At 73.2% G+C, this 20,261-nt stretch carries 19 protein-coding genes and 1 pseudogene; 13 read left to right on the top strand and 7 right to left on the bottom strand.

Features of this window, described 5'->3' with window-relative positions:
• Positions 1 to 113: 113 nt before the first annotated feature.
• Positions 114 to 1,202 (bottom strand): hypothetical protein, encoded by a 1,089-nt coding sequence (locus AB0I21_RS54840; protein ID WP_360573622.1) that lies wholly within the window; start codon positions 1,200 to 1,202, stop codon positions 114 to 116.
• On the bottom strand, positions 1,199 to 1,876 hold the full coding sequence (locus tag AB0I21_RS54835; protein WP_360573620.1) for a helix-turn-helix domain-containing protein: 678 nt from the start codon (positions 1,874 to 1,876) through the stop codon (positions 1,199 to 1,201). The genes AB0I21_RS54840 and AB0I21_RS54835 overlap by 4 nt, the downstream gene beginning before the upstream one ends.
• Positions 1,877 to 1,926: 50 nt before the next feature.
• Here AB0I21_RS54835 and AB0I21_RS54830 point away from each other — a divergent pair, with 50 nt between their 5' ends.
• Positions 1,927 to 2,256 (top strand): DUF2249 domain-containing protein, encoded by a 330-nt coding sequence (locus tag AB0I21_RS54830; RefSeq protein ID WP_360573618.1) that lies wholly within the window; start codon positions 1,927 to 1,929, stop codon positions 2,254 to 2,256.
• Positions 2,257 to 2,337: 81 nt separating this feature from the next.
• Here AB0I21_RS54830 and AB0I21_RS54825 read toward each other — a convergent pair whose 3' ends face one another.
• Positions 2,338 to 2,712 (bottom strand): group 1 truncated hemoglobin, encoded by a 375-nt coding sequence (locus tag AB0I21_RS54825; RefSeq protein ID WP_360573616.1) that lies wholly within the window; start codon positions 2,710 to 2,712, stop codon positions 2,338 to 2,340.
• A gap of 479 nt (positions 2,713 to 3,191) precedes the next feature.
• Between AB0I21_RS54825 and AB0I21_RS54820 the strand changes: the two genes are divergently transcribed.
• Genes AB0I21_RS54820 through AB0I21_RS54785 form a run of 8 tightly spaced genes read left to right on the top strand, consistent with a single transcriptional unit; the run spans position 3,192 to position 12,577 of the window.
• A complete protein-coding gene (locus AB0I21_RS54820; protein ID WP_360573615.1) occupies positions 3,192 to 6,839 on the top strand; it encodes a nitrate reductase subunit alpha in 3,648 nt (1,215 codons plus the stop codon).
• Positions 6,839 to 8,485 carry a nitrate reductase subunit beta gene (gene narH / locus AB0I21_RS54815; protein ID WP_360573613.1) on the top strand — a complete coding sequence of 549 codons (1,647 nt, stop codon included), beginning with the start codon at positions 6,839 to 6,841 and terminating at the stop codon, positions 8,483 to 8,485. The genes AB0I21_RS54820 and narH overlap by 1 nt, the downstream gene beginning before the upstream one ends.
• A complete protein-coding gene (gene narJ / locus AB0I21_RS54810) occupies positions 8,482 to 9,102 on the top strand; it encodes a nitrate reductase molybdenum cofactor assembly chaperone (RefSeq protein ID WP_360573611.1) in 621 nt (206 codons plus the stop codon). The genes narH and narJ overlap by 4 nt, the downstream gene beginning before the upstream one ends.
• Positions 9,099 to 9,857 (top strand): respiratory nitrate reductase subunit gamma, encoded by a 759-nt coding sequence (gene narI / locus AB0I21_RS54805; protein ID WP_354895145.1) that lies wholly within the window; start codon positions 9,099 to 9,101, stop codon positions 9,855 to 9,857. Before narJ ends, narI begins: the two co-directional genes overlap by 4 nt.
• Positions 9,858 to 9,886: 29 nt before the next feature.
• Complete coding sequence (locus AB0I21_RS54800; protein ID WP_360573608.1) at positions 9,887 to 11,119, top strand: MFS transporter; 1,233 nt, start codon at positions 9,887 to 9,889, stop codon at positions 11,117 to 11,119.
• 12 nt (positions 11,120 to 11,131) lie between these two features.
• On the top strand, positions 11,132 to 11,482 hold the full coding sequence (locus AB0I21_RS54795) for a LuxR family transcriptional regulator (RefSeq protein ID WP_360573606.1): 351 nt from the start codon (positions 11,132 to 11,134) through the stop codon (positions 11,480 to 11,482).
• Between the two features lie 58 nt (positions 11,483 to 11,540).
• Entirely contained in the window at positions 11,541 to 12,359 is an 819-nt protein-coding gene (locus AB0I21_RS54790; protein WP_360573604.1) for a sigma factor, read from the top strand.
• Positions 12,356 to 12,577: a hypothetical protein gene (locus tag AB0I21_RS54785; RefSeq protein WP_360573602.1), complete on the top strand. Its 222-nt coding sequence runs from the start codon at positions 12,356 to 12,358 to the stop codon at positions 12,575 to 12,577. The genes AB0I21_RS54790 and AB0I21_RS54785 overlap by 4 nt, the downstream gene beginning before the upstream one ends.
• On the opposite strand, the gene AB0I21_RS54780 is transcribed toward AB0I21_RS54785, so the two are convergent.
• On the bottom strand, positions 12,540 to 13,040 hold the full coding sequence (locus AB0I21_RS54780) for a hemerythrin domain-containing protein (protein WP_360573600.1): 501 nt from the start codon (positions 13,038 to 13,040) through the stop codon (positions 12,540 to 12,542). The genes AB0I21_RS54785 and AB0I21_RS54780 overlap by 38 nt on opposite strands.
• Positions 13,041 to 13,082: 42 nt before the next feature.
• A complete protein-coding gene (locus AB0I21_RS54775) occupies positions 13,083 to 14,294 on the bottom strand; it encodes an HDOD domain-containing protein (RefSeq protein ID WP_360573598.1) in 1,212 nt (403 codons plus the stop codon).
• A gap of 218 nt (positions 14,295 to 14,512) precedes the next feature.
• Between AB0I21_RS54775 and AB0I21_RS54770 the strand changes: the two genes are divergently transcribed.
• From AB0I21_RS54770 to adhE, 3 genes are all read left to right on the top strand, one after another.
• Positions 14,513 to 15,196, top strand: a complete 684-nt coding sequence (locus tag AB0I21_RS54770; RefSeq protein WP_360573596.1) for a CBS domain-containing protein — start codon at positions 14,513 to 14,515, stop codon at positions 15,194 to 15,196.
• A 5-nt stretch (positions 15,197 to 15,201) separates the two neighbouring features.
• Positions 15,202 to 16,059 carry a universal stress protein gene (locus tag AB0I21_RS54765; RefSeq protein WP_360573594.1) on the top strand — a complete coding sequence of 286 codons (858 nt, stop codon included), beginning with the start codon at positions 15,202 to 15,204 and terminating at the stop codon, positions 16,057 to 16,059.
• A 64-nt stretch (positions 16,060 to 16,123) separates the two neighbouring features.
• The gene (gene adhE / locus AB0I21_RS54760; RefSeq protein WP_360573592.1) at positions 16,124 to 18,769 is read left to right on the top strand and encodes a bifunctional acetaldehyde-CoA/alcohol dehydrogenase; all 2,646 of its coding nucleotides are present in this window, start codon (positions 16,124 to 16,126) and stop codon (positions 18,767 to 18,769) included.
• A gap of 79 nt (positions 18,770 to 18,848) precedes the next feature.
• Here adhE and AB0I21_RS54755 read toward each other — a convergent pair whose 3' ends face one another.
• Both AB0I21_RS54755 and AB0I21_RS54750 read right to left on the bottom strand, forming a co-directional pair.
• Positions 18,849 to 19,163, bottom strand: a complete 315-nt coding sequence (locus AB0I21_RS54755) for a transcriptional regulator (protein WP_360573590.1) — start codon at positions 19,161 to 19,163, stop codon at positions 18,849 to 18,851.
• The gene (locus AB0I21_RS54750) at positions 19,160 to 19,645 is read right to left on the bottom strand and encodes a hypothetical protein (RefSeq protein ID WP_360573588.1); all 486 of its coding nucleotides are present in this window, start codon (positions 19,643 to 19,645) and stop codon (positions 19,160 to 19,162) included. The genes AB0I21_RS54755 and AB0I21_RS54750 overlap by 4 nt, the downstream gene beginning before the upstream one ends.
• Before the next feature lie 77 nt (positions 19,646 to 19,722).
• Here AB0I21_RS54750 and AB0I21_RS54745 point away from each other — a divergent pair.
• Positions 19,723 to 20,261 (top strand): annotated as a pseudogene (locus AB0I21_RS54745) (hypothetical protein); the annotation flags it as partial.

The following is a 20,261-nucleotide window of genomic DNA, read 5'->3' as shown; positions in this document are numbered from 1 at the left end:
TGCCGCGACGGCGACGCGCCCGGCGGGGGCGACCGGCGGCAGCGCCCCGGCCGTGGGGCGCCGTGCGGCCGGTGGTGTCAGCGCGGCGTTCGGCCCAGCGGTGACGGGGGTGGTCATGTCAGTGCCGCTCGTGGGACCGGTGGCCGGCGGTGGGCGCGGCGGGAGAGGGCCGCGCACGCGGCGAAGCCGAGCACCGCCGCGACGTTGGCGACGCCGGACCAGCGCCACACCGCCGCCGCGCCGAAGGCGTCGCCGAGGACGACGCGGACCAGCAGCGAGGCGTGCAGCAGGGCCAGGGGCGCGTACAGCAGCGGGTGGAACGGCAGCGGCACGCGCAGGACGGCCGGCAGGATCACCGGGGCGTGCACGAAGATCATCGACATGACGAAGCCGAGGAACACGGCGTGCACGGTGGCGTCGTAGCGGGCTCCGCCGCCGGTGGCGCCCGCGCCGGCCCACAGCACGCCGGCGCCGGCCAGCCAGGCGTAGCCGGCGAGCAGCCCCACGGCGATGAACCGGGGCAGACCGGTGGCGCGGACGGTGCGGCGGGCCACGTCGTACACGAGCAGCCACGCCACGACGCCCAGCAGCGCCGCGCCGAACAGCTGCGTGCCGCCGGCGGGCCGGACCGTGACGGCGGCGGCACCGGCGAACAGAGCGGCCAGCGCGGCGAGGAACCAGCGCTCGGCGTGCCGCTCGAAGAGGGCGACGCGGGCCGGCTCCAGGCGTTCGCCGGCGATGGTCGCGACGACGAACACGGTCAGCCACGGCACGATCTCGGCGACGGTGAAGCCGGCCAGCCACAGCAGGGTCGCGGCGTACCAGGCGAACGCCCCGGCCGCCTGGGCGAGCAGCGCGGCCTCCGGCTGGCGGCGCCACAGCGCGCGGTACACGCCGAGCAGGACCACCGAGGCGGTCATCAGCAGGACCTTGCCGGCCAGGCCCGGACCGGTCACGAGCAGCGTCAGGCCGCCGAGCCCGGAGCAGGCCGGCGCCAGCAGCGCCCACCGCGCGCCCAGCGCGACCGCCCGTTCCAGGGCGATGAGCGTGCCGGCGAAGCCGAGGACCATCAGCGGCCCGTGCACCGCTTCGAGGGGCAGCGCCGGCGCCGGGACAGGGGTGCCGAGCAGGAGCAGCCCGCCGTACAGGCCGGCCAGCAGCGCACCACCTCCGGCGGCGAGCAGCGGCACCCGCGGGCTCACGACGGCACGCGCACGACGCAGGCGGCGGGCGCGCCGAACGGCTCCAGCACCGTGCCGCCGCCGGCCCCGCCCCGCTGCTCCAGGATGCCGCGGACGACCCCGAGGTGCAGGCCGCACATCGCGTCGGGGTTCTGCCCGACGAGCTCCAGGAACGGGCAGGTGTGCAGGTGGATCGTGCCCGGCTCGGCCGGCACCCGCCGCGGCCCGAACCCGAGGCCGTCGAACACCTCCACGACCGTGTCGACCGGGTCGGCGTGCTCGCGGGCCGCGGCGGCCAGCTGCCGTCCCCAGCCCTCGCCCGCCTGGGCCGCGGCCTCCCGCGTGTCGCCGCCGGCCTTGGACAGGTGGTCCAGCAGCGCGGCGGCGAGGACCCGGTAGGCGGCCGGGGCGGGCGCGGGGTCCGCGGTCGCCGCCCGGTAGCGCCAGGCGGGCCGGCCCGGCTGCCCGCCGCTGGCGCGGGCCTTGACCAGCAGCCCGGTCTCGGCGAGTCGGTCGAGGTGGGCCCGGACCGTGGACAGGTGCAGGCCGGTCTCGGCGACGACGTCCGCGGCGGTGAGACCGCCGCCGGCGGCGCGGACCAGCTGCAGGATCGACACCCGGCTGGCCGAGCCGAGCGCCCGGTGCTGCGGCGTGTCGATCGTCTCGCCGGAAGGCCCTACCGAAGGGGTTTCCATGGTGCTTAACGTTATAACGTCAAACGACCTCAAAACCAGTGGAGGGTTCCATGTCACACGACGACGCGACGCAGGGGTGCGGAGGAAGCTGCGGCTGCGGCGGGGATGCCGGCGGCGGCGCCGGTGACGCGCCGCTGCTGTCCATCGACCCGCGCCTCGACGTCCGTGACCTGCCGCACGGCGAGCGTCACGGCCGGGTCCTCGACGCGCTGGACGCGCTGCCCGAGGACGGCGCCCTCGTCCTCATCGCCCCGCACGCCCCGCGACCGCTCCTGGCCGAGATCGACCGGCGCTACGCCGGGCGGTTCGCCGCCGAATGGCTGCAGTCCGGCCCCGACACCTGGCAGATCCGGCTGCACCGCACGCCGGTCCCCGCCTGACGGGTCCCGGCATCCGCCGCACAACCACCTCGAGGTGGCGCTCCCGCTCGGACTTCGTCGTCGCCACCGTGCCCGATGCGGCTACGGAGCGACGACTGAGTCCGTCGCCGCGACGATCTGCCCACGCAGCGGGGCCAGCGCGGCGCCGATCTGGGCCACCTGATCGTCGGCCACGCCGAGGTCCGTCAGCGTGCCGGCCAGGTGGGCCACGACCGCGTCGAAGTCGGCGTCGGTGATCTCCAGCCCGGCGTGCGCGGCGGCCATGTCGCGGCCGGCGAAGATCTGCGGGCCGCCGAGCGCCGCGGTGATGAACGCCCGCTGGTGCGTCTTGAGCCGCTGGACGTCGACGCCGGTGAAGAAGCTTTCGAGGCGGGGATCCGTGAGGACGCGGGCGTAGAACTGCTCGACGGCGGCTTGGACCGCGGCCGCTCCGCCGATGGTGTCGTAGATGCTCATGTCGCCTCCTGCCTTCCGGGCGCCGCGCGGGGTGCGGCGCCCGGCACGACCGATGCCGCACGACGCCCGGTAGCGGCCGGAACGTCGAATCACTGTAGACAGATCAAAGAATGAATGCTCAGACACTATACAAGTAAATCGCGAATCACATAGATAGAGATGCCGACGTGAATCTGTGGCCACGTTGAGCACCGGGTACCGCGCAAGAGACGCGGTGGATGGCACGCCCGGCGAATGGTCCGGCGGTTCGCCGGGTGTGGCCCGGACCCGGCCGGGTAGCAGGGGCGGCGTCCCGCCCGTCGGGGGCGGGTTTCCGCGCGCCCGCTTCGGTCTGATGGTCCCGAGCAACTCGGGACCTTCGGCACGGTCGCCCGGGGATTGCGGTGCGGTCAGATGGCACGGGATCACGCGTTCGGCTTGCCTCGCGGCGCGAATCGGACGAATCTAATCCTCAAGGTCATTTACGGAGGAACTAGGCGATGACGAGCGCGGCCGAGAAGGCGGGCAGGGCGCTGCTGGGCGTCGGCGGGCTGGTGCGCCGGGCGGAGGTCTCCACCGACGGGCGGACGCTGCACCAGATCGGCGGGCGGGAGGCGGACAGCTTCTACCGGGACCGGTGGTCCTACGACAAGGTCGTCCGCTCCACGCACGGCGTCAACTGCACCGGCTCGTGCTCGTGGAAGGTGTACGTCAAGGACGGCATCATCACCTGGGAGCAGCAGCAGACCGACTACCCGAGCGTCGGCGCGGACCGGCCGGAGTACGAGCCCCGCGGCTGCCCGCGCGGCGCCGCGTTCTCCTGGTACACGTATTCGCCGACCCGGGTCCGCTACCCGTATGCGCGCGGGATCCTGGTCGAGATGTACCGGGAGGCGAAAGCCCGCCTCGGCGACCCGGTCGCGGCGTGGGCCGACATCCAGGCCGACCCGCAGCGCCGCCGCGCCTACCAGCGGGCGCGCGGCAAGGGCGGGCTCGTGCGGGTCTCGTGGGACGAGGCGCAGGAGCTCGTCGCCGCCGCGCACGTGCACGCCGTCAAGCAGTACGGGCCGGACCGCGTCGCCGGGTTCTCGCCGATCCCCGCGATGTCGATGGTGTCGCACGCGGTCGGGGCGCGGTTCCTGTCGCTGATTGGCGGCACGATGCTGTCGTTCTACGACTGGTACGCCGACCTGCCCGTCGCGTCGCCGCAGATGTTCGGCGACCAGACCGACGTGCCCGAGTCCGGCGACTGGTGGGACGCGTCCTACCTGATGATGTGGGGCTCCAACGTCCCGGTCACCCGCACCCCCGACGCGCACTGGATGGCCGAGGCCCGCTACCGCGGGCAGAAGGTCGTCGTCGTGTCCCCGGACTACGCGGACAACGTGAAGTTCGCCGACGAGTGGATGCCCGCCCAGCCCGGCACCGACGGCGCCCTCGCCATGGCGATGGGGCACGTCGTGCTCAAGGAGTGCTTCGTCGAACGGACCGTCCCCCGGTTCGCCGACTACGTCAGCCGGTACACGGACCTGCCGTACCTGGTCGCCCTGGAGCCGTCCGAGCAGGGTTACCGGCCCGGGAAGTTCGTGACCGCCGCCGACCTCGGGGAGACCGACCCCGAGGCCGCGTTCCGCCCGGCGCTGTGGGACACCACGACCGGCGCGCCGGCCGTGCCGAACGGTTCGCTCGGCCACCGGTTCAGCGAGGCCGGCGTCGGCCGGTGGAACCTCGACCTCGGCGCGATCACGCCCAGGCTGAGCTGCGAGGGCGGCGCCGCCGTCGAGGTCGTGCTGCCCCGCTTCGACAACGACACGCCCGAGCTGCTGCGCCGCGGCGTACCGACCGCCACCGTCGGCGGCCGGCTCGTCACCACCGTCTACGACCTGATGCTCGCCCAGTACGGCGTGGCCCGCCCCGGACTGCCCGGGCAGTGGCCCGCCGGCTACGACGACCCGGCCGAGCCGTACACCCCGGCGTGGCAGGAGCCGATCACCGGCGTGCCGGCCGCGCAGGTCGCGAGGATCGCGCGGGAGTTCGCCGACAACGCCGAACGCTCCGGCGGCCGGTCGATGATCCTCATGGGCGCCGGCACCAACCACTGGTTCCACTCCGACGCCACGTACCGGGCGATGCTGACGCTGACGACGCTCACCGGCTGCCAGGGCGTGAACGGCGGGGGCTGGGCGCACTACGTCGGGCAGGAGAAGTGCCGGCCCGTCACCGGCTGGTCGCACCTGGCGTTCGGCCTGGACTGGTCCCGGCCGCCGCGGCAGATGATCGGCACCGCGTTCTGGTACCTGCACACCGATCAGTGGCGCTACGACCAGTACACCGCCGACGCGCTCACCTCACCCCTCGCGAAGGGTGCGTTCGCCGGCCGGCACACCGCCGACCTCCTCGCACAGTCGGCCCGGCTCGGCTGGATGCCGTCGATGCCGAACTTCGACCGCAATCCCCTGGACGTGGCCGACGAGGCCCTCGCCGCGAACCCGGAGAACCCGGCCGCGCACGTCGCCCAGGAGCTCGTCGACGGCCGGCTCGGGTTCGCCGGTGCCGACCCCGACGCGCCGCAGAACTGGCCCCGCGTCCTCACCGTCTGGCGGGCCAACCTCCTCGGCTCGTCGGCGAAGGGCAACGAGTACTTCCTGCGGCACCTCCTCGGCACCGACGCGTCGCTGCGCGCCACCGAAGCGCCACCGGACAAGCGGCCGCGGGACGTCGTCTGGCACGACGAGGCGCCCGAGGGCAAGCTCGACCTGCTGCTGTCGCTGGACTTCCGGATGACGTCGACCACCCTGTTCTCCGACGTCGTGCTGCCCGCCGCCACCTGGTACGAGAAGCACGACCTCAACACCACCGACATGCACCCGTTCATCCACGCGTTCACGCCGGCGATCAACCCGCCGTGGCAGACCAGGACGGACTTCACCGCGTTCCACGGCATCGCCAAGGCGTTCTCCGACCTCGCCGGCCCGCACCTCGGCGTCCGCAAGGACATCGTCGCCGCGCCGCTGCAGCACGACACGCCCGACGCGCTCGCCACCCCCGGCGGGATCGTGCGGGACTGGAAGGCCGGCGAGACCGCCGCCGTGCCGGGCCGCACGATGCCGAAGTTCATCGTCGTCGAACGCGACTACGGCGCGATCGCCGACAAGATGGCGACCTTGGGCCCCCTGCTGGACCGGCTCGGGACCACCACCAAGGCGGTCACCGTCGACGTGAACCCCGAGATCGAGTTCCTGAAGAAGACAAACGGCACGCTGAACGGCCGCCCGCGCATCGACACCGACATCCGCGCGTGCGAGGCGATCCTCGCCCTGTCCGGCACCACCAACGGCCGCGTCGCCACCGAAGGGTTCGAGTTCCTCGAGCGGCGCACCGGGCAACGCCTCGCGGACCTCGCCCGCGAGCACGAGGGCAAGCAGATCCGGTTCGCCGACGCGCAGTCCCGGCCGGTACCGGTGATCACCAGCCCCGAATGGTCCGGCAGCGAGCACGGCGGGCGGCGCTACTCGCCCTTCACCATCAACGTCGAACGCCGCAAACCCTGGCACACGCTCACCGGCCGGCAGCACTTCTACCTCGACCACGACTGGATGCAGGAGCTCGGCGAGGAACTGCCGGTCTTCCGCCCGCCCCTCGATATGCACAAGCTCTTCGGCGAGCCGCGGCTCGGGCGAACCGGGGAGCTGGAGCTGACCGTGCGCTACCTGACCCCGCACTCGAAGTGGTCGATCCACTCCGAGTACCAGGACAACCTCATCATGCTCACGCTGTCGCGCGGCGGGCCGACGATGTGGATGTCGGAGGCCGACGCCGCGAAGATCGGCGTCACCGACAACGAGTGGATCGAAGCGGTCAACCGCAACGGCGTCGTCGTCTGCCGTGCCGTCGTCACCCACAAGATGCCCGAGGGCACCGTGTACATGTACCACGCCCAGGAACGCGTCATCGACGTGCCGAAGGCCGAGACGAACGGCCGCCGCGGCGGCATCCACAACTCGCTCACCCGGCTGCTGATCAAGCCGAGCCACATCATCGGCGGCTACGCGCAGCTGTCGTTCGCGTTCAACTACCTCGGCCCCACCGGGAACCAGCGCGACGAGGTCACCGTCATCCGCCGCCGGTCCCAGGAGGTCGAGTACTGATGCGCATCATGGCCCAGATGGCGATGGTGATGAACCTCGACAAGTGCATCGGCTGCCACACCTGCTCCGTCACCTGCAAGCAGGCGTGGACCAACCGGTCCGGCGTCGAATACGTGTGGTTCAACAACGTCGAGTCCCGCCCCGGGCAGGGGTACCCGCGCACGTACGAGAATCAGCAACGCTGGGAAGGCGGGTGGACCCGCACCAGGACCGGGCGGCTCAAGCCCCGCGCCGGCGGCCGGGTGAAGAAGCTGCTCAGCATCTTCGCCAACCCCAAGCTGCCGTCGATGCAGGACTACTACGAGCCGTGGACCTACGACTACGAGCACCTGCTCACCGCGCCCGCCGGCGACGACACCCCCGTCGCCCGCCCCAAGTCGCTGCTCACCGGCCGGGACACGAAGGTCACCTGGTCGGCGAACTGGGACGACTCCCTCGCCGGCGGCAACGAGGTCGCCGCCGGCGACCCGATCCTCGCGCAGCTGTCCGACCAGGTCCGCCAGGAGTACGAGAAGGCGTTCCTGTTCTTCCTGCCGCGCATCTGCGAGCACTGCCTCAACCCGTCGTGCGCCGCGTCGTGCCCGTCCGGCGCGATCTACAAGCGGGCCGAGGACGGCATCGTGCTCGTCGACCAGGACCGGTGCCGCGGCTGGCGGATGTGCGTCACCGGCTGCCCGTACAAGAAGGTCTACTTCAACCACCGCACCGGCAAGGCCGAGAAGTGCACGTTCTGCTTCCCGCGGATCGAGATCGGCCAGCCGACCATCTGCTCCGAGACGTGCGTCGGGCGGCTGCGCTACATCGGCCTGATGCTGTACGACGCGGACCGGGTCGGCAAGGCCGCCGCCGTCAAGGACGAGTGCGAGCTCTACGCCGCGCAACGGTCGGTGTTCCTGGACCCGAACGACCCGCAGGTCGCCGCCGCGGCCCGCGCCGCGGGCATCCCCGAGGACTGGATCGCCGCGGCGCAACGCTCCCCGATCTGGGACCTCATCATGAAGTACGAGGTGGCGCTGCCGCTGCACCCGGAGTACCGCACCATGCCGATGGTCTGGTACATCCCGCCGCTGTCGCCGGTCGTCGACGCGCTCGCCGGGACCGGCCACGACGGCGAGGACGTCGGGAACCTGTTCGGCGCCGTCGACGCGCTGCGCATCCCCGTCGACTACCTCGCCGGGCTGTTCACCGCCGGTGACCCCGCCCCGGTCACCGCCGTGCTGCGCCGCCTGGCCGCGATGCGCTCCTATCAGCGCCGGATCAACCTCGGCGAGCCGCGCGAAGAGTCCATCGCCGCCAGGGTCGGCATGACCGGGCAGCAGATGGACGACATGTACCGGCTGCTCGCCATCGCCAAGTACGAGGAGCGGTACGTCATCCCGGCCGCCCACCCGGAGTTGATCGACGACGCGCACCGGCTCGAGCAGCTGGGCACCGAGTGCAGCCTCGAGGGCGGCCCCTTCGGCGAGATGTCCGGGACGCCCGCGCCGATCTCGATCGAGAACTTCCACATGCTGCGCAACCGGCAGACCGCCGACACCGTGGCCGCGCCCGCCGACAAGGAGACCCGGGTGAACCTGCTCAACTGGGACGGCAAAGGCACTCCCGACGGCCTGTTCCCGCCGAAGAACGACGGCGGTGACTCGTGACCGGTTGGCGTCCTGTCGCCGCTCGTGCGGCGTCGCTGCTGCTGCGCTACCCCGACAGCTCTGTGTCGGCAGCGGTACCGACGATCGTCGCCGCGCTGGACGGGCTCCCACCCGCGGTCGCCTCGCCGCTGCGGCTCGTCGCCGACCACCGGGCCGCGACCGATGCGGGCCGGCTCGCCGCCGAGTACGTGGAGCTGTTCGACTTCCGGCGCCGCTGCTGCCTGCACCTGACGTACTACACCTGCGGCGACACCCGCCGGCGCGGCGAGGCCCTGGTCCTGTTCGCCGCCGGGTACAAGGCCGCCGGTCTGGAGCTGGTCGACGGGGAGCTGCCCGACTACCTGCCCGCCGTCCTCGACCTCGCCGCCGCGCCCGATCCCGCTGCCGATCACGGCTGGCGGCTGCTGCGGGAGAACCGGATCGGCCTCGACCTGCTCAGCGGCGCCCTCGACGGCTCCGTGTACCGGCACGCGATCGAGGCGGTCCGCGCGATGCTGCCACCCGCGCAGCCCGGTGACCTCGCCGCCGCCGTCCGGCTCGCCCGCACCGGCCCGCCCGTCGAGCAGGTCGGCCTCGAACCGTTCGGACTCGTCGACACCACCGGAGGCCGCCGATGAACGTCCTGCTCTGGGTCGTGTACCCGTACGTCGCCGTCGCGATCCTCGTCGGCGGCCTGATCTGGCGCTACCGCTACGACAAGTTCGGCTGGACGACCCGCTCGTCGCAGCTGTACGAGACCGCCGTCCTGCGCTGGGGCAGCCCGCTGTTCCACTTCGGCGTCCTGATGGTCCTCATCGGGCACGTCGGCGGTCTGGTGGTGCCGAAGGCGTGGACGGAGGCGGTCGGGATCACCGAGCACGCCTACCACCTGTCGGCCGTGTTCATCGGTACCGTCGCCGGCCTCTGCACCCTGATCGGCATGGCGATCCTCATCGCCCGCCGCCGGCTCACCGGGCCGGTCTTCGCCGCCACCACGAAGAACGACAAGGGCATGTACCTGGTGCTCGCCGCCGTCATCGTCCTCGGTCTGCTCGCCACCGTGAAGGCGAACATCGCCGGCGACGGCTACGACTACCGCGAGACGATCTCCCCCTGGTTCCGGTCGCTGTTCGTCTTCCAGCCCGACCCGGACCTCATGGCGGGCGTGCCGACGTCGTTCCAGGTCCACATCATCATGGCGTTCGCGCTGTTCGCGTTCTGGCCCTTCACCCGGCTCGTGCACGCGTTCAGCGCCCCCGTCGGCTACCTCACCCGCCCCTACGTGGTGTACCGCAGCCGCGACGCCAGGCCCGGGCTGCGGCCCGCCCGCCCCGGCTGGGAGGGCCCGCCGAAGCTGCCCACCACCGACGACGCCTCCGCCCGCCGGCGGTAACGCCGGCCCGACCACCGCCGAGGTATGAGATGGCGAGAACCGGCAGACCCGCGACCAAGAAGGCGGCCGCACCACCGGCGCCGGCGGTGACCTTGCCCGGCGCCGGGCGGAACCTGATCCTGGCGACGATCGGGTTCACCGTGAACTTCTGGGCCTGGGCGCTGCTCGGCCCGCTCGGGCCCGGCGTCAAGGAGCGCCTCGGGCTGAGCTTCGCCGCCCAGTCGCTGCTCGTCGCCGTGCCCGTCGTCGTCGGCTCGCTCGGCCGCATCCCGGTCGGCGCCCTCACCGACCGGTACGGCGCGCGCGTCATGTTCCCGCTCGTCAGCCTCGCCACCATCGTGCCCGTGCTGACCCTGACCGTCGTGTCGTCCTACCCGGCGCTCATCGTCACCGGGTTCTTCCTCGGCCTCGGCGGCACCACCTTCGCCGTCGGCGTCCCGCTCGTCTCCGGCTGGTACCCGCCGGCCCGCAAGGGCTTCGCGCTCGGCGTGTTCGGCATCGGGACCGGCGGCACCGCCGTCGCCAACTTCAGCACCGTCAAGCTCGCCGACGCATACGGTGCGGACACGCCGTTCCTCATCGTGGCCGCCGTCCTCGCCGTCTACGCGGTGCTCGCCTTCCTGCTGATGCGGGACGCGCCGGGCCGGCAGCCACCGGCCGGCTCGGCGGTCTCCCGCGTCCTGGCCGTGAGCCGGCTCGGCGTCACCTGGCAGCTGTGCTTCCTGTACGCGGTCGGCTTCGGCGGGTTCGTCGCCTTCAGCGTGTACCTGCCCGCCTACCTGAAGACCGTCTACGGCCTCACCGCCGACGACGCCGCGCTGCGCACCGCCGGGTTCGTCGTCCTCGCCGTGATCGCCCGGCCCACCGGCGGCTGGCTCTCCGACCGCTTCCACCCCGTGCCGGTCCTCGTCTGGTGCTTCGCCGGCACCGCGCTCTTCGCCGTCGTGCAGGCGTTCCAGCCGGCCCTGATGCCGGTGGCCACCATCGCCTTCCTGGGCATGGCGGCCCTGCTCGGCGCGGCCGGCGGCGCCGTCTTCGCCCTCGTCGGCAAGGTCGCCCCCGCGGACAAGGTCGGCGCCGTCACCGGCGTCGTCGGCGCGGCCGGCGGCCTCGGCGGGTTCGTCCCGCCACTCGTCATGGGCTGGGTGTACGGGGTGGAAGGCTCCTACGCCATCGGCCTGATGCTGCTGTCCGACGTCGCCCTCGCCGCCGCCGTCTACACCGCCGTCAAGATGAGCACCCTGGCCCGCCGTACCACCTGAAGGGAACCCGACATGTCCTCGTCATCGCTGCCCGCACTCGTCGAACAGCACCTGGCGACCGCCCGCACCGCCTCCAGCGGCCGCAGCGCCCAGACCCTGTACGGCGGTCACGAGCGCACGCTGCACCAGACGCTCATCGCCCTGGCCGCCGGCCGCAAGCTCGACGAGCACGAGAACCCCGGCGAGGCCACCCTGCACGTGCTGCACGGCCGGGTCCGGCTCGCCACCGTCACCGACGCCACCACCGCCACCGACGCCGTTGAGGCCGCCGCCGGCGACCTGCTCGCCATCCCGGACGCCCGGCACACCCTCGAGGCCCTCGACGACGCCGCCGTCCTGCTCACCGTCGCCAAGCCGCACTGAGCCACCCGGCTGTCAACCGCCGGTGCCGGCCATCCGGTTTACTCGGCGGGAGGGCCGGATGACGCGAACACCCGCACCACCGGAAGGCTTCGCCGAGTTCGTGGCGACGCGGTCGCACGTGCTGCTGCGGGCGGCGTGGCTGCTGACCGGCGACGCCGGGCGGGCCGAGGACCTCCTGCAGACGGCGCTCGCGCGCAGCTGGCAGCACTGGGACAGGATCGCGGTCGGCGGCAGCCCCGAGGCGTACGTGCGGCGGGTCCTCTACACCACCTACTCCAGCTGGTGGCAGCGGCGCTGGCGGGGCGAGCTGCCGAGCGCGACGCCGCCGGACCGGCTCGCGGCGGTCGGCCGGAAGGTGCGGCGCCGGCGGCGGCTCACCGGGATGCTGGCCGCGGTGGCCGTGGCCGCCGTGCTGATCGGCGGGGCGGCCGCCTTCGCCACCGCCAGGCCCGGTCCCAGCGTGCCGGCCGGACCGGACACGGCGGTTCCTGGCCGGCCCGGCGCCGGTGACTGCCCGGCGGCGCCGCCGGCGCGGTTCGGCGGGGGGAACGGGGACCTGCCGTCCAGCGCGGCCGGCGACCTCGCCCGGGCCGGCGCGGTCCGTGCCGTGTTCTGCCGGTACATCGAGGTCCCGGAGCTGCACGTGCGGCGGCCCGGCCCGCCGCGGCGGCTCGTGCTGACCCGCGACGTCGGCGGCCTGGTCACCGCGCTGAACACCCTCCCGACCAGCGACATCGACCCGTGCTTCACCGTCGGCCTCGGCGGCGGGCACCTCACCCTGGAGTACGGCGACGGCAGCCGCGCGACGGGGACGCGTGGGACCGCACCCGCCAGGTCACCGACCGGGGCGCCGCCGGTGACGCGGCCACGGCGGTGAACGCGGCGGCGGACGCGACCGCCGGCGAGATCCCGTACCTGGACTGCAAGGCGCTGCCGGGGACGGTCGACGTCTTGGTGCTGCGCGACGTGCTCGGCGAGACCCGCGAGGTGCGCGTCACCCGCGACGCCTGCCCGGTGGTGATCTTCGACTTCGAGGGCGCCCCGCCGTCGCCGGCCCTCAACGCCGTGCTGGACCGCCTGCTGGGGAGGCCGTAGGGGAGCCGACGCGGGCGCGGACCGCGTCGACGGCGTCCCAGTCGGCGCCGCTGAGGCTGATCAGCGCGGCCGGGAACACGCCGTCCTGCTCCTTGAGGATGTGGTCGCGCAGCACGTCGAGGATCCGCACGAACCGGTCGGGCCACGCGGGGTCGGTGGGCGTGCCGGCGGCGGCCTGCCCGAGCACCGCCTCGATCGCGTCGTGCTCCGCCTCCAGGGCGGTGACCTGGTCCGGGAACTCGCCCGCCAGCAGGGGGAACAACCCCTGCTCCTCGACCTCGGTGTGCGGGCCGAGCACCGCGGCGATCCGCCGGGCCAGGTCCGCCATCCCGCCGGTGTCGGCGGCGGCGCGGGCCGCGCGGACCTCGCCGATCAGGTTCACCACCGTGTCGTGCTCGCGGGTCAGCTCGTCGATCGCCGCCAGGGACTGGCAGCCGCAGTATTCGCACACGCTTCCGAGCATCCGTCCGCCGTCACCCTCCTGACCAGGGACCTTGGTCCCGGATCAGGTGGAGCGGACGGCCTGCGTCGTCCTCGTCGCCCACGCGAGGGCCGCCAGGTGCTTGATGAGGAGGTTGCCGCCGCCGCGGGTCGGGGCGCCCCGTTCGTGGGCGCCGACCTCGGCGAGCACGTCGCCGAGCGCACCCGCGCCGTGCAGCAGCCCGTCGCGGACCGCCGGGGCCAGGGGCAGCGAGCCGGCGAGGGCCTGGATCGGCAGGCCCAGCAGGCTCGCGACGGCGTCGAGCAGGCCCGCCGTGAACGCCTCGTCGCCGGCGACGCCGGTGCCCTCCGCGATCAGCCGGCACAGTTGCGCGTGGACGAGGATGTCGGCGGTCTGCTCCTCGCCGGCCTCGGTGAGGTCGCCGACGAGCATCAGCGTCACCCAGTCGCGGATCTGCGCGGTGCCGAGCATGACGACCGCCTCGTGCACCGACGACACCCGGTGCGCGGCGCCGGCCGCGGCGGCGTTGACCGCCTTCAGCATCCGGTAGCTCAGCGCCGGGTCGATCGACACGATCGACACGACCCGGTCCAGCCCCACGTCGGGCGCCATCAGCAGGCCGAGCAGGTGCACGCAGCGCAGCCGGGAGGCGCTCAGCGTCCGGGCCGACACGACCGCCGGCCGGCTCAGCGCGTACCCCTGGAACAGCTCGAACCCGAGCGCCTTCGCCTCCGCCACGTCCTCGTCGGTCTCCAGCCGCTCGGCGACGAACCGCAGGTGCGGGTGCGCGACCCGGGCGGCGAGGATCGCCCGGCGCTGCGCGTCCGTCGTGCCCAGGAAGTCGACCTTCACGTAGGACGCGAGGGCGAAGAGCCGCTCGTGCCCCGACCCGGGGACGAAGTCGTCGAGGGCGATGACGTACCCGCGGGCGACCAGCTCGGCGACGCCCTCGACGAGCCGGTCGTCGACGTCGACGGTCTCGAGCACCTCCAGGACGGCGTGCCCGGGGGCGAACGGCACCGGCAGGTCGCCGAGCAGGAAGTCGGCGGTGAGGTTGATGAAGCAGGGCCGCCCGCCGGCGAGCTCCTCGACGCCGACGGTGGTGAACGCGGCGACCATCACCTGGCTCGTCGCGAACGACCCGCCGTCCGTCGCGGCGCCGGCCCGGGGCCCGTCGCGGAACAGCAGCTCGTACGCCGCGACGTCGCCCTGCCGGTCGTAGATGGCCTGGCGACCCACGTGGACGTCCGCGACCTCAGGTATGACGTTGGACATGCGTTTCCCGATCCGTGTGCGGCACAACACCCTGCGTCACCGATGGTGACCTTTTCTGCTACCTGACGGCGACCGCCGAACGTCCACCAGCGCCGCCGACCGGCGTCCACCGGTCGGGGCCGTGGGCCCGTGACCGGGGGACTTTCGGCCCGTGTGCCGGGACCGGGCCCGGCGGAGGGTGGAGGGGAGACCACCGTCGTCCGGAAGGGAGCAGGTCGATGTCTGCGCTGCTGGTACGTGATGTGATGAGCACCGGCGTGGTCACCGTCGCACCCGACCTCGGGTACAAGCAGATCGTCGACCTCCTCGTCGAGTTCGGGGTCAGCGCCGTGCCGGTCGTCGACGGCGACCGCCGGGTGCTGGGTGTGGTGTCGGAGGCGGACCTGCTGCACAAGGTGGAGTGGGGCGCGGGCGCGCACGCCGGCCTCTTCGAACGCCGCCGGCAGCGCCTGGCGAAGGAGAAGGCCTCCGGCGAGCACGCCGAGGCGCTGATGACGGCACCCGCGGTCACCATCACCGCGACCGCGACCCTCACCGACGCCGCCCGGCTCATGGAGCTCCGCGACGTCAAGCGGCTCCCCGTCGTCGACGACGCCGGAAACCTGGTCGGCATCGTCTCCCGCCGGGACCTGCTGCGGCGGTACCTGCGGGAGGACGCCGCCATCCGCGCCGACATCATCGAGTCGGTGCTGCGCGGCATCATGTGGATCGACCCGGTCGAGGTCGACGTCGCCGTCGCGGACGGCCATGTGACCCTCGCCGGGAAGATCGACCGGCGCAGCAGCGCCCAGATCGCCGTCCGCCTGATCCACCGCGTCGACGGCGTCGTCGGCGTCACCGACGACGAGCTCGAATGGGGCTTCGACGACACGACGGCCCGGCTCGGCCACATCGACGCCTGACCGCCATGCCGACACGGATCAGGGTCGTCGCCGGGTTCGACGGTTCCGCGGACGGCTGGGCGGCGGCCCGTCACGCCGCCGCCGAGGCCGCCGCCGGGCGGGGCGTCGTGCGGCTCGTGCACTCCCAGCTGGACCGGGTCGCGTACGCCGGCCTGCTGCCGCCCGACCTCACCGCCGACGCCCACACGGAGGCGTGGCGGCTGCTCGACACGGTCCGCGACGAGCTGGCGGCGGCCCACCCCGGCGTGCACGTCGAGGCGGCGGTCGTGCAACGGGCGCCGGCCGCCGCGCTGGTACGGGTGGCCCGCTCGGCCGACGTCGTCGTGCTCGGCCGGCGCGGGCACGGACGGCCCCCGGCGCGCGGCGGGGCCGGACGGATCCACGTCGGCGCCGTCACCGCGCACGTGATGGCGTACGCCTCATGCCCCGTCGTCGTCGTGAGCGCCGGCGACACCGGGCGCGGCCCGGTCCTGCTGGGGCTCGACCCGGCCGCGCCGTCGGCGGCGGCGATCCACCACGCGTTCGAGACGGCGCAGCGCCGCGGCACGGGCGTCAGGGTGTGCGCCGTCAGCGGACCCGACGACCCGCGCGACGACGCCGGCACCCGGCTGCTGCTCAGCCGGGCCATCGCCGACCGGCGCGCCGCGCATCCCGACGTCGCCGTCGCGCTGGACGCCCTGCACGGCGTCGACCCCGCCGCCCGGCTGCTCGACGCCGCGAGGGCCGCGTCGCTCGTCGTCGTGGGCGCCGGCGAGGGGACCGGCACGCTCGTGCGCAACGCGTCGTGCCCCGTCGCAGTCGTCGGCGGGCGGGACCTTGGTCATCCCCGCGCGGGACGTCGGGCACTGGGTTCGATGCCCTGACCGCCCGAAGGATGGCGGTGCGGGCCGTGCGGTCCGCGCCGCCCTCGGGAAGGAAGTGATGACGGTGACCGGGACTCTCAGCCCGCTCGACGTGCCCGTCCTGGCCGTCGAAGGGACAGCGCCGGCCGTCGACCGCCTGGTGACCAGGGCGCTGCGGGCGCTCGACGCGTACGCGGCACTGGGGCAGGAGCAGATCGACCACATCGTCAAGAAGGCCTCGGTCGCGGCGCTGAGCCAGCACGGCCGCCTCGCCGAGCTCGCGATCGAGGAGACCGGGCGCGGCGTCTTCGAGGACAAGGCGGTCAAGAACGTCTTCGCCTCCGAGCACATCGCGCACAGCCTCGCCGGCCTGCGCAGCGTCGGGATCGTGGCCCGGGACGAGATCAACGGCATCGTCGAGATCGCCGAACCGGTCGGGGTCGTCTGCGCCGTCACGCCCGTCACCAACCCCACGTCGACGACGGTGTTCAAGGCGCTGATCGCGCTGAAGACCCGCAACCCCGTCGTGTTCGCGTTCCACCCCGCCGCCCAGCGGTGCAGCGCCGAGGCCGCCAGGGTGGTCCGCGACGCCGCCGTCGCCGCCGGCGCGCCCCGCGACTGCATCCAGTGGATCGAGGCGCCGTCCATCGAGGCGACCCAGACCCTCATGCGGCACCCCGGGGTGGCCGTCATCCTCGCCACCGGCGGCGGCGCCATGGTCCGCGCGGCGTACTCGGCCGGCAAGCCCGCGCTCGGCGTCGGGCCCGGCAACGTCCCCGCGTACATCGAACGCAGCGCCGACGTAGTGCGCGCCGTGCACGACGTCGTGGTCTCCAAGACCTTCGACAACGGCATGATCTGCGCCTCCGAGCAGGCGGTCATCCTCGACGAGGCCATCGCCGGCGAGGCGCTCGCCCAGTTCGAGCGGCTGCACGCGCACATCGCGACCCCGCAGGAGAAGGAGCTGCTGGAGCGGTTCATCTTCGGTGCCGCCGCCGGCTCCAACTGCGCCGGGGCCAGGCTCAACCCCGACGTGGTGGGCCGCTCCGCGGCGTGGATCGCGGCCGGGGCGGGCTTCGACGTGCCGGCGGACACCTCGGTCATCCTCGTGCCGGTCGGCGGTGTCGGCCCCGACGAGCCGCTGACCCGGGAGAAGCTGTGCCCCGTCCTCGCCGTCCTGCGCGCCGGCTCGACGGAGGAGGGCTTCCGGCTCGCCGAGCAGATGGTCGAGCTCGACGGGCTCGGGCACAGCGCGGTCATCCACACCGCCGGCGCCGCCACCGCGGAGGCCTACGGCCGGCGGGTCAAGGCGGTCAGGATCATCTGGAACTCGCCGTCGTCGCAGGGCGGCATCGGCGACGTCTACAACGCCTTCCTGCCGTCGCTGACGCTCGGCTGCGGCAGCTACGGCCGCAACTCGGTGTCCGGCAACGTCTCGGCGGTGAACCTGCTCAACATCAAGCGGATCGGCCGGCGCACCAACAACCTGCAGTGGTTCAAGGTCCCGCCGAAGATCTACTTCGAGCCCAACGCCATCCGGTACCTGGCGGACATGCCCGACGTCCACCGGGTCACGATCGTCACCGACCCGACGATGACCAGGCTGGGCTACGTCGACCGCATCCGCGGCGTCCTGCGCGGCAGCGCCGACCCGGTCACCGTGCAGATCCTGGACGACGTGGAGCCGGAGCCGACGATGGCGACCGTCGAGCGGGGCGCCGAGCTGATGGGCTCGTTCCGCCCCGACACGATCATCGCGCTCGGCGGCGGCTCGCCGATGGACGCGGCGAAGGTGATGTGGCTGCTGTACGAGAACCCCGGCACCGAGTTCACCGACATGCGGGAGAAGTTCTTCGACATCCGCAAGCGGGCGTTCACGTTCCCGGCCCTGGGCCGGCTGGCCCGGCTCGTCTGCGTGCCGACCACGTCCGGCACCGGCGCGGAGATCACCCCGTTCGCCGTCATCACCGACACGAAGACCGGCATGAAGTACCCCCTGGCCGACTACGCGCTCACCCCGAGCGTCGCGATCATCGACCCGGTGCTGACGGCCGACCTGCCGGCGAACGTCACCGCCGACAGCGGCTTCGACTGCCTCACCCACGCCACCGAGGCGTTTGTTTCCGTGTACGCCAACGACTACACCGACGGCCTCGCCCTGCACGCGATCAAGCTGGTGTTCCAGTACCTGCCGGCGGCGGTGCACCAGGGCCGCACCGACCCGACCGCGCGGGAGAAGATGCACAACGCCGGGACGATCGCCGGCATGGCCTTCGGCAACGCGTTCCTCGGCATGGTGCACGCCCTGGCCCACACCCTGGGCGCCACGTTCCACATCGCCCACGGGCGCACCAACGCGATCCTGCTGCCGCACGTCATCCGCCACAACGGCACGGTGCCGGCGAAGCTGACCGCCTGGCCGAAGTACGAGCGGTACGTGGCCCCGGAGCGCTTCCAGCAGATCGCCCAGGCGCTCGGGCTGCCGGCCGGCACCCCCGAGGAGGGCGTGGAGTCCTACGCCGCCGCCGTGGAGCGCCTCCGCGCCGAGGTCGGCATCGAGCCGTCGTTCCAGGCCGTCGGCGTCGACGAGCAGACGTTCCTGGACGCGCTGCCGCAGCAGGCGATGAACGCCTACCTGGACCAGTGCGCCCCGGCGAACCCGCGCATGCCGATGCTGGACGACCTCCGCGACATCATGCGGACCGCCTACTACGGCACCGCCCAGCGGTGACGGCGCACGGGTGGTGGCGTCGGCCTGCCGGCGCCACCACCTCGGGCGGTCAACCCGGCGCGGCCGGTCCGGCGACGGGTCAGGGCCGGGCGACGATCGAGGCGTTGGCGCGGGCGACGATCGCCTGCAGCGCCGCCACGTGACCGTCGAACGCCACCCGCCCCGCAGGAGTGAGGCGCGCCGTCGTGCGCGGGCGTCGGCCGACGAACCCCTTGCGGATCTCGACGTAGCCGGCGCCTTCGAGGGTCGACAGCTGTTTGGACAGCGCCGAGTCCGACAGCTCCGCGGACTCCTTCAGCTGCCTGAAGTCGGCCCAGTCGGTCGCCGCCAGCAGCGACACCAGCTCGAGGCGGGTCGGTGCGTGGATCAGCTCGTCGAAGCGCGCGGCGGTCATCGGGCGTCGAGCTCCCGGTCGGCGGCGCGCCGCACCACGTCCTGCAGGCGCAGGCTCAGCAGCGGCCCGGCCGCGGCGAGGAGCGCCGCGATGACGACGGTGGTCACGGTGCCGGGCATCGGCACGCCGGCGTCCTGCAGCACCCAGGCCAGCCCGAGGCCGACGGCGACGAGACCCACCACGAACGCGGCGATCCGCAGCCCGCCACGCACCCCGATGAGACGGTTGCGCACCTTGTACGGCTGCCGCCGCAGCGTCCCGAGGATGACGGCGCCGAGACCCGCCACGAACAGCACCGCGCCCGTGGCGACCAGCACTGGCCGCCCCGACTCGACGGCCGCGGTGAATCCGGCGGCCAGGCCTCCAACGGCGGCCCAGAACCATCCGGGCAGTGGCGGGATCGCGAGGACCTGCTGCTGCCGGTCGCGGACGAGCGCCAGCGCCTGCGCGGCGTCGTCGGGGTTGAGCTCTGCCGCACCCATCTCAGTTTCCTTCCGCTCAATACTTGCCTATCAGGAAAGTACCAGTCCACTTTCCTGATAGGCAAGTAGGTGTGGGGGTGCGGGAGAGCTACGCGGTGCCGCACTGGACGAAGAAGGACGGCGCGTGGCGGCAGATCGACCTGAACCTGCGCCGTGACGGCGCGACGATCGCGCCGGCGGCGTCGGTCGCGGACATGCGGTTCTCCGCCGGTGGCACTGAACCGCTCGTCACCCTCAACGGCACCGGCGGCGCGCTCAAGCTGACCTGGCCGTCGAAGCTGCCCGCGCCCCGCATCGAGGGCGACACCGCCGTCTACGAGTCGGTGCTGCCCGCCATCGACCTGCAGGTGCAGTCCACAGTGGAGGGCTTCGGCTACTCCCTCATCGTCAAGACCCGGCAGGCCGCGGCGAACCCGGCCCTGGCGAAGCTCGAGTTCGGCCTCACCAGCACGGGCTGGTCGCTGCGGAACAAGCCGGGCGGCGGCTACGAGACCCGCGACAGCACCGGGAAGGTCACCGCCTCCGCCGGGCAGGCCCTCATGTGGGACTCCGCCGGCGTACCGAGCGCCCAGCGGTCCCTCACCGCCGGCAAGAACCCGGCGCTGCGGCACGTGCC

This window comes from Dactylosporangium sp. NPDC050588, assembly GCF_040654975.1.
Lineage (GTDB): Bacteria > Actinomycetota > Actinomycetes > Mycobacteriales > Micromonosporaceae > Dactylosporangium > Dactylosporangium maewongense.
This window is presented reverse-complemented; position numbering and strand designations above follow the sequence as displayed.

Excerpts from the sequence above, each read along its gene's own strand:
- AB0I21_RS54825 (WP_360573616.1), bottom strand. The coding sequence starts at position 2,712 with ATGAGCATCTACGACACCATCGGCGGAGCGGCCGCGGTCCAAGCCGCC.
- AB0I21_RS54835 (WP_360573620.1), bottom strand. The coding sequence starts at position 1,876 with ATGGAAACCCCTTCGGTAGGGCCTTCCGGCGAGACGATCGACACGCCG.
- AB0I21_RS54750 (WP_360573588.1), bottom strand. The coding sequence starts at position 19,645 with ATGGGTGCGGCAGAGCTCAACCCCGACGACGCCGCGCAGGCGCTGGCG.
- narI (WP_354895145.1), top strand. The coding sequence starts at position 9,099 with ATGAACGTCCTGCTCTGGGTCGTGTACCCGTACGTCGCCGTCGCGATC.
- AB0I21_RS54765 (WP_360573594.1), top strand. The coding sequence starts at position 15,202 with ATGCCGACACGGATCAGGGTCGTCGCCGGGTTCGACGGTTCCGCGGAC.
- AB0I21_RS54830 (WP_360573618.1), top strand. The coding sequence starts at position 1,927 with ATGTCACACGACGACGCGACGCAGGGGTGCGGAGGAAGCTGCGGCTGC.
- AB0I21_RS54790 (WP_360573604.1), top strand. The coding sequence starts at position 11,541 with ATGACGCGAACACCCGCACCACCGGAAGGCTTCGCCGAGTTCGTGGCG.
- AB0I21_RS54820 (WP_360573615.1), top strand. The coding sequence starts at position 3,192 with ATGACGAGCGCGGCCGAGAAGGCGGGCAGGGCGCTGCTGGGCGTCGGC.
- AB0I21_RS54795 (WP_360573606.1), top strand. The coding sequence starts at position 11,132 with ATGTCCTCGTCATCGCTGCCCGCACTCGTCGAACAGCACCTGGCGACC.
- AB0I21_RS54800 (WP_360573608.1), top strand. The coding sequence starts at position 9,887 with ATGGCGAGAACCGGCAGACCCGCGACCAAGAAGGCGGCCGCACCACCG.
- narH (WP_360573613.1), top strand. The coding sequence starts at position 6,839 with ATGCGCATCATGGCCCAGATGGCGATGGTGATGAACCTCGACAAGTGC.
- AB0I21_RS54770 (WP_360573596.1), top strand. The coding sequence starts at position 14,513 with ATGTCTGCGCTGCTGGTACGTGATGTGATGAGCACCGGCGTGGTCACC.
- AB0I21_RS54755 (WP_360573590.1), bottom strand. The coding sequence starts at position 19,163 with ATGACCGCCGCGCGCTTCGACGAGCTGATCCACGCACCGACCCGCCTC.
- AB0I21_RS54780 (WP_360573600.1), bottom strand. The coding sequence starts at position 13,040 with ATGCTCGGAAGCGTGTGCGAATACTGCGGCTGCCAGTCCCTGGCGGCG.
- AB0I21_RS54775 (WP_360573598.1), bottom strand. The coding sequence starts at position 14,294 with ATGTCCAACGTCATACCTGAGGTCGCGGACGTCCACGTGGGTCGCCAG.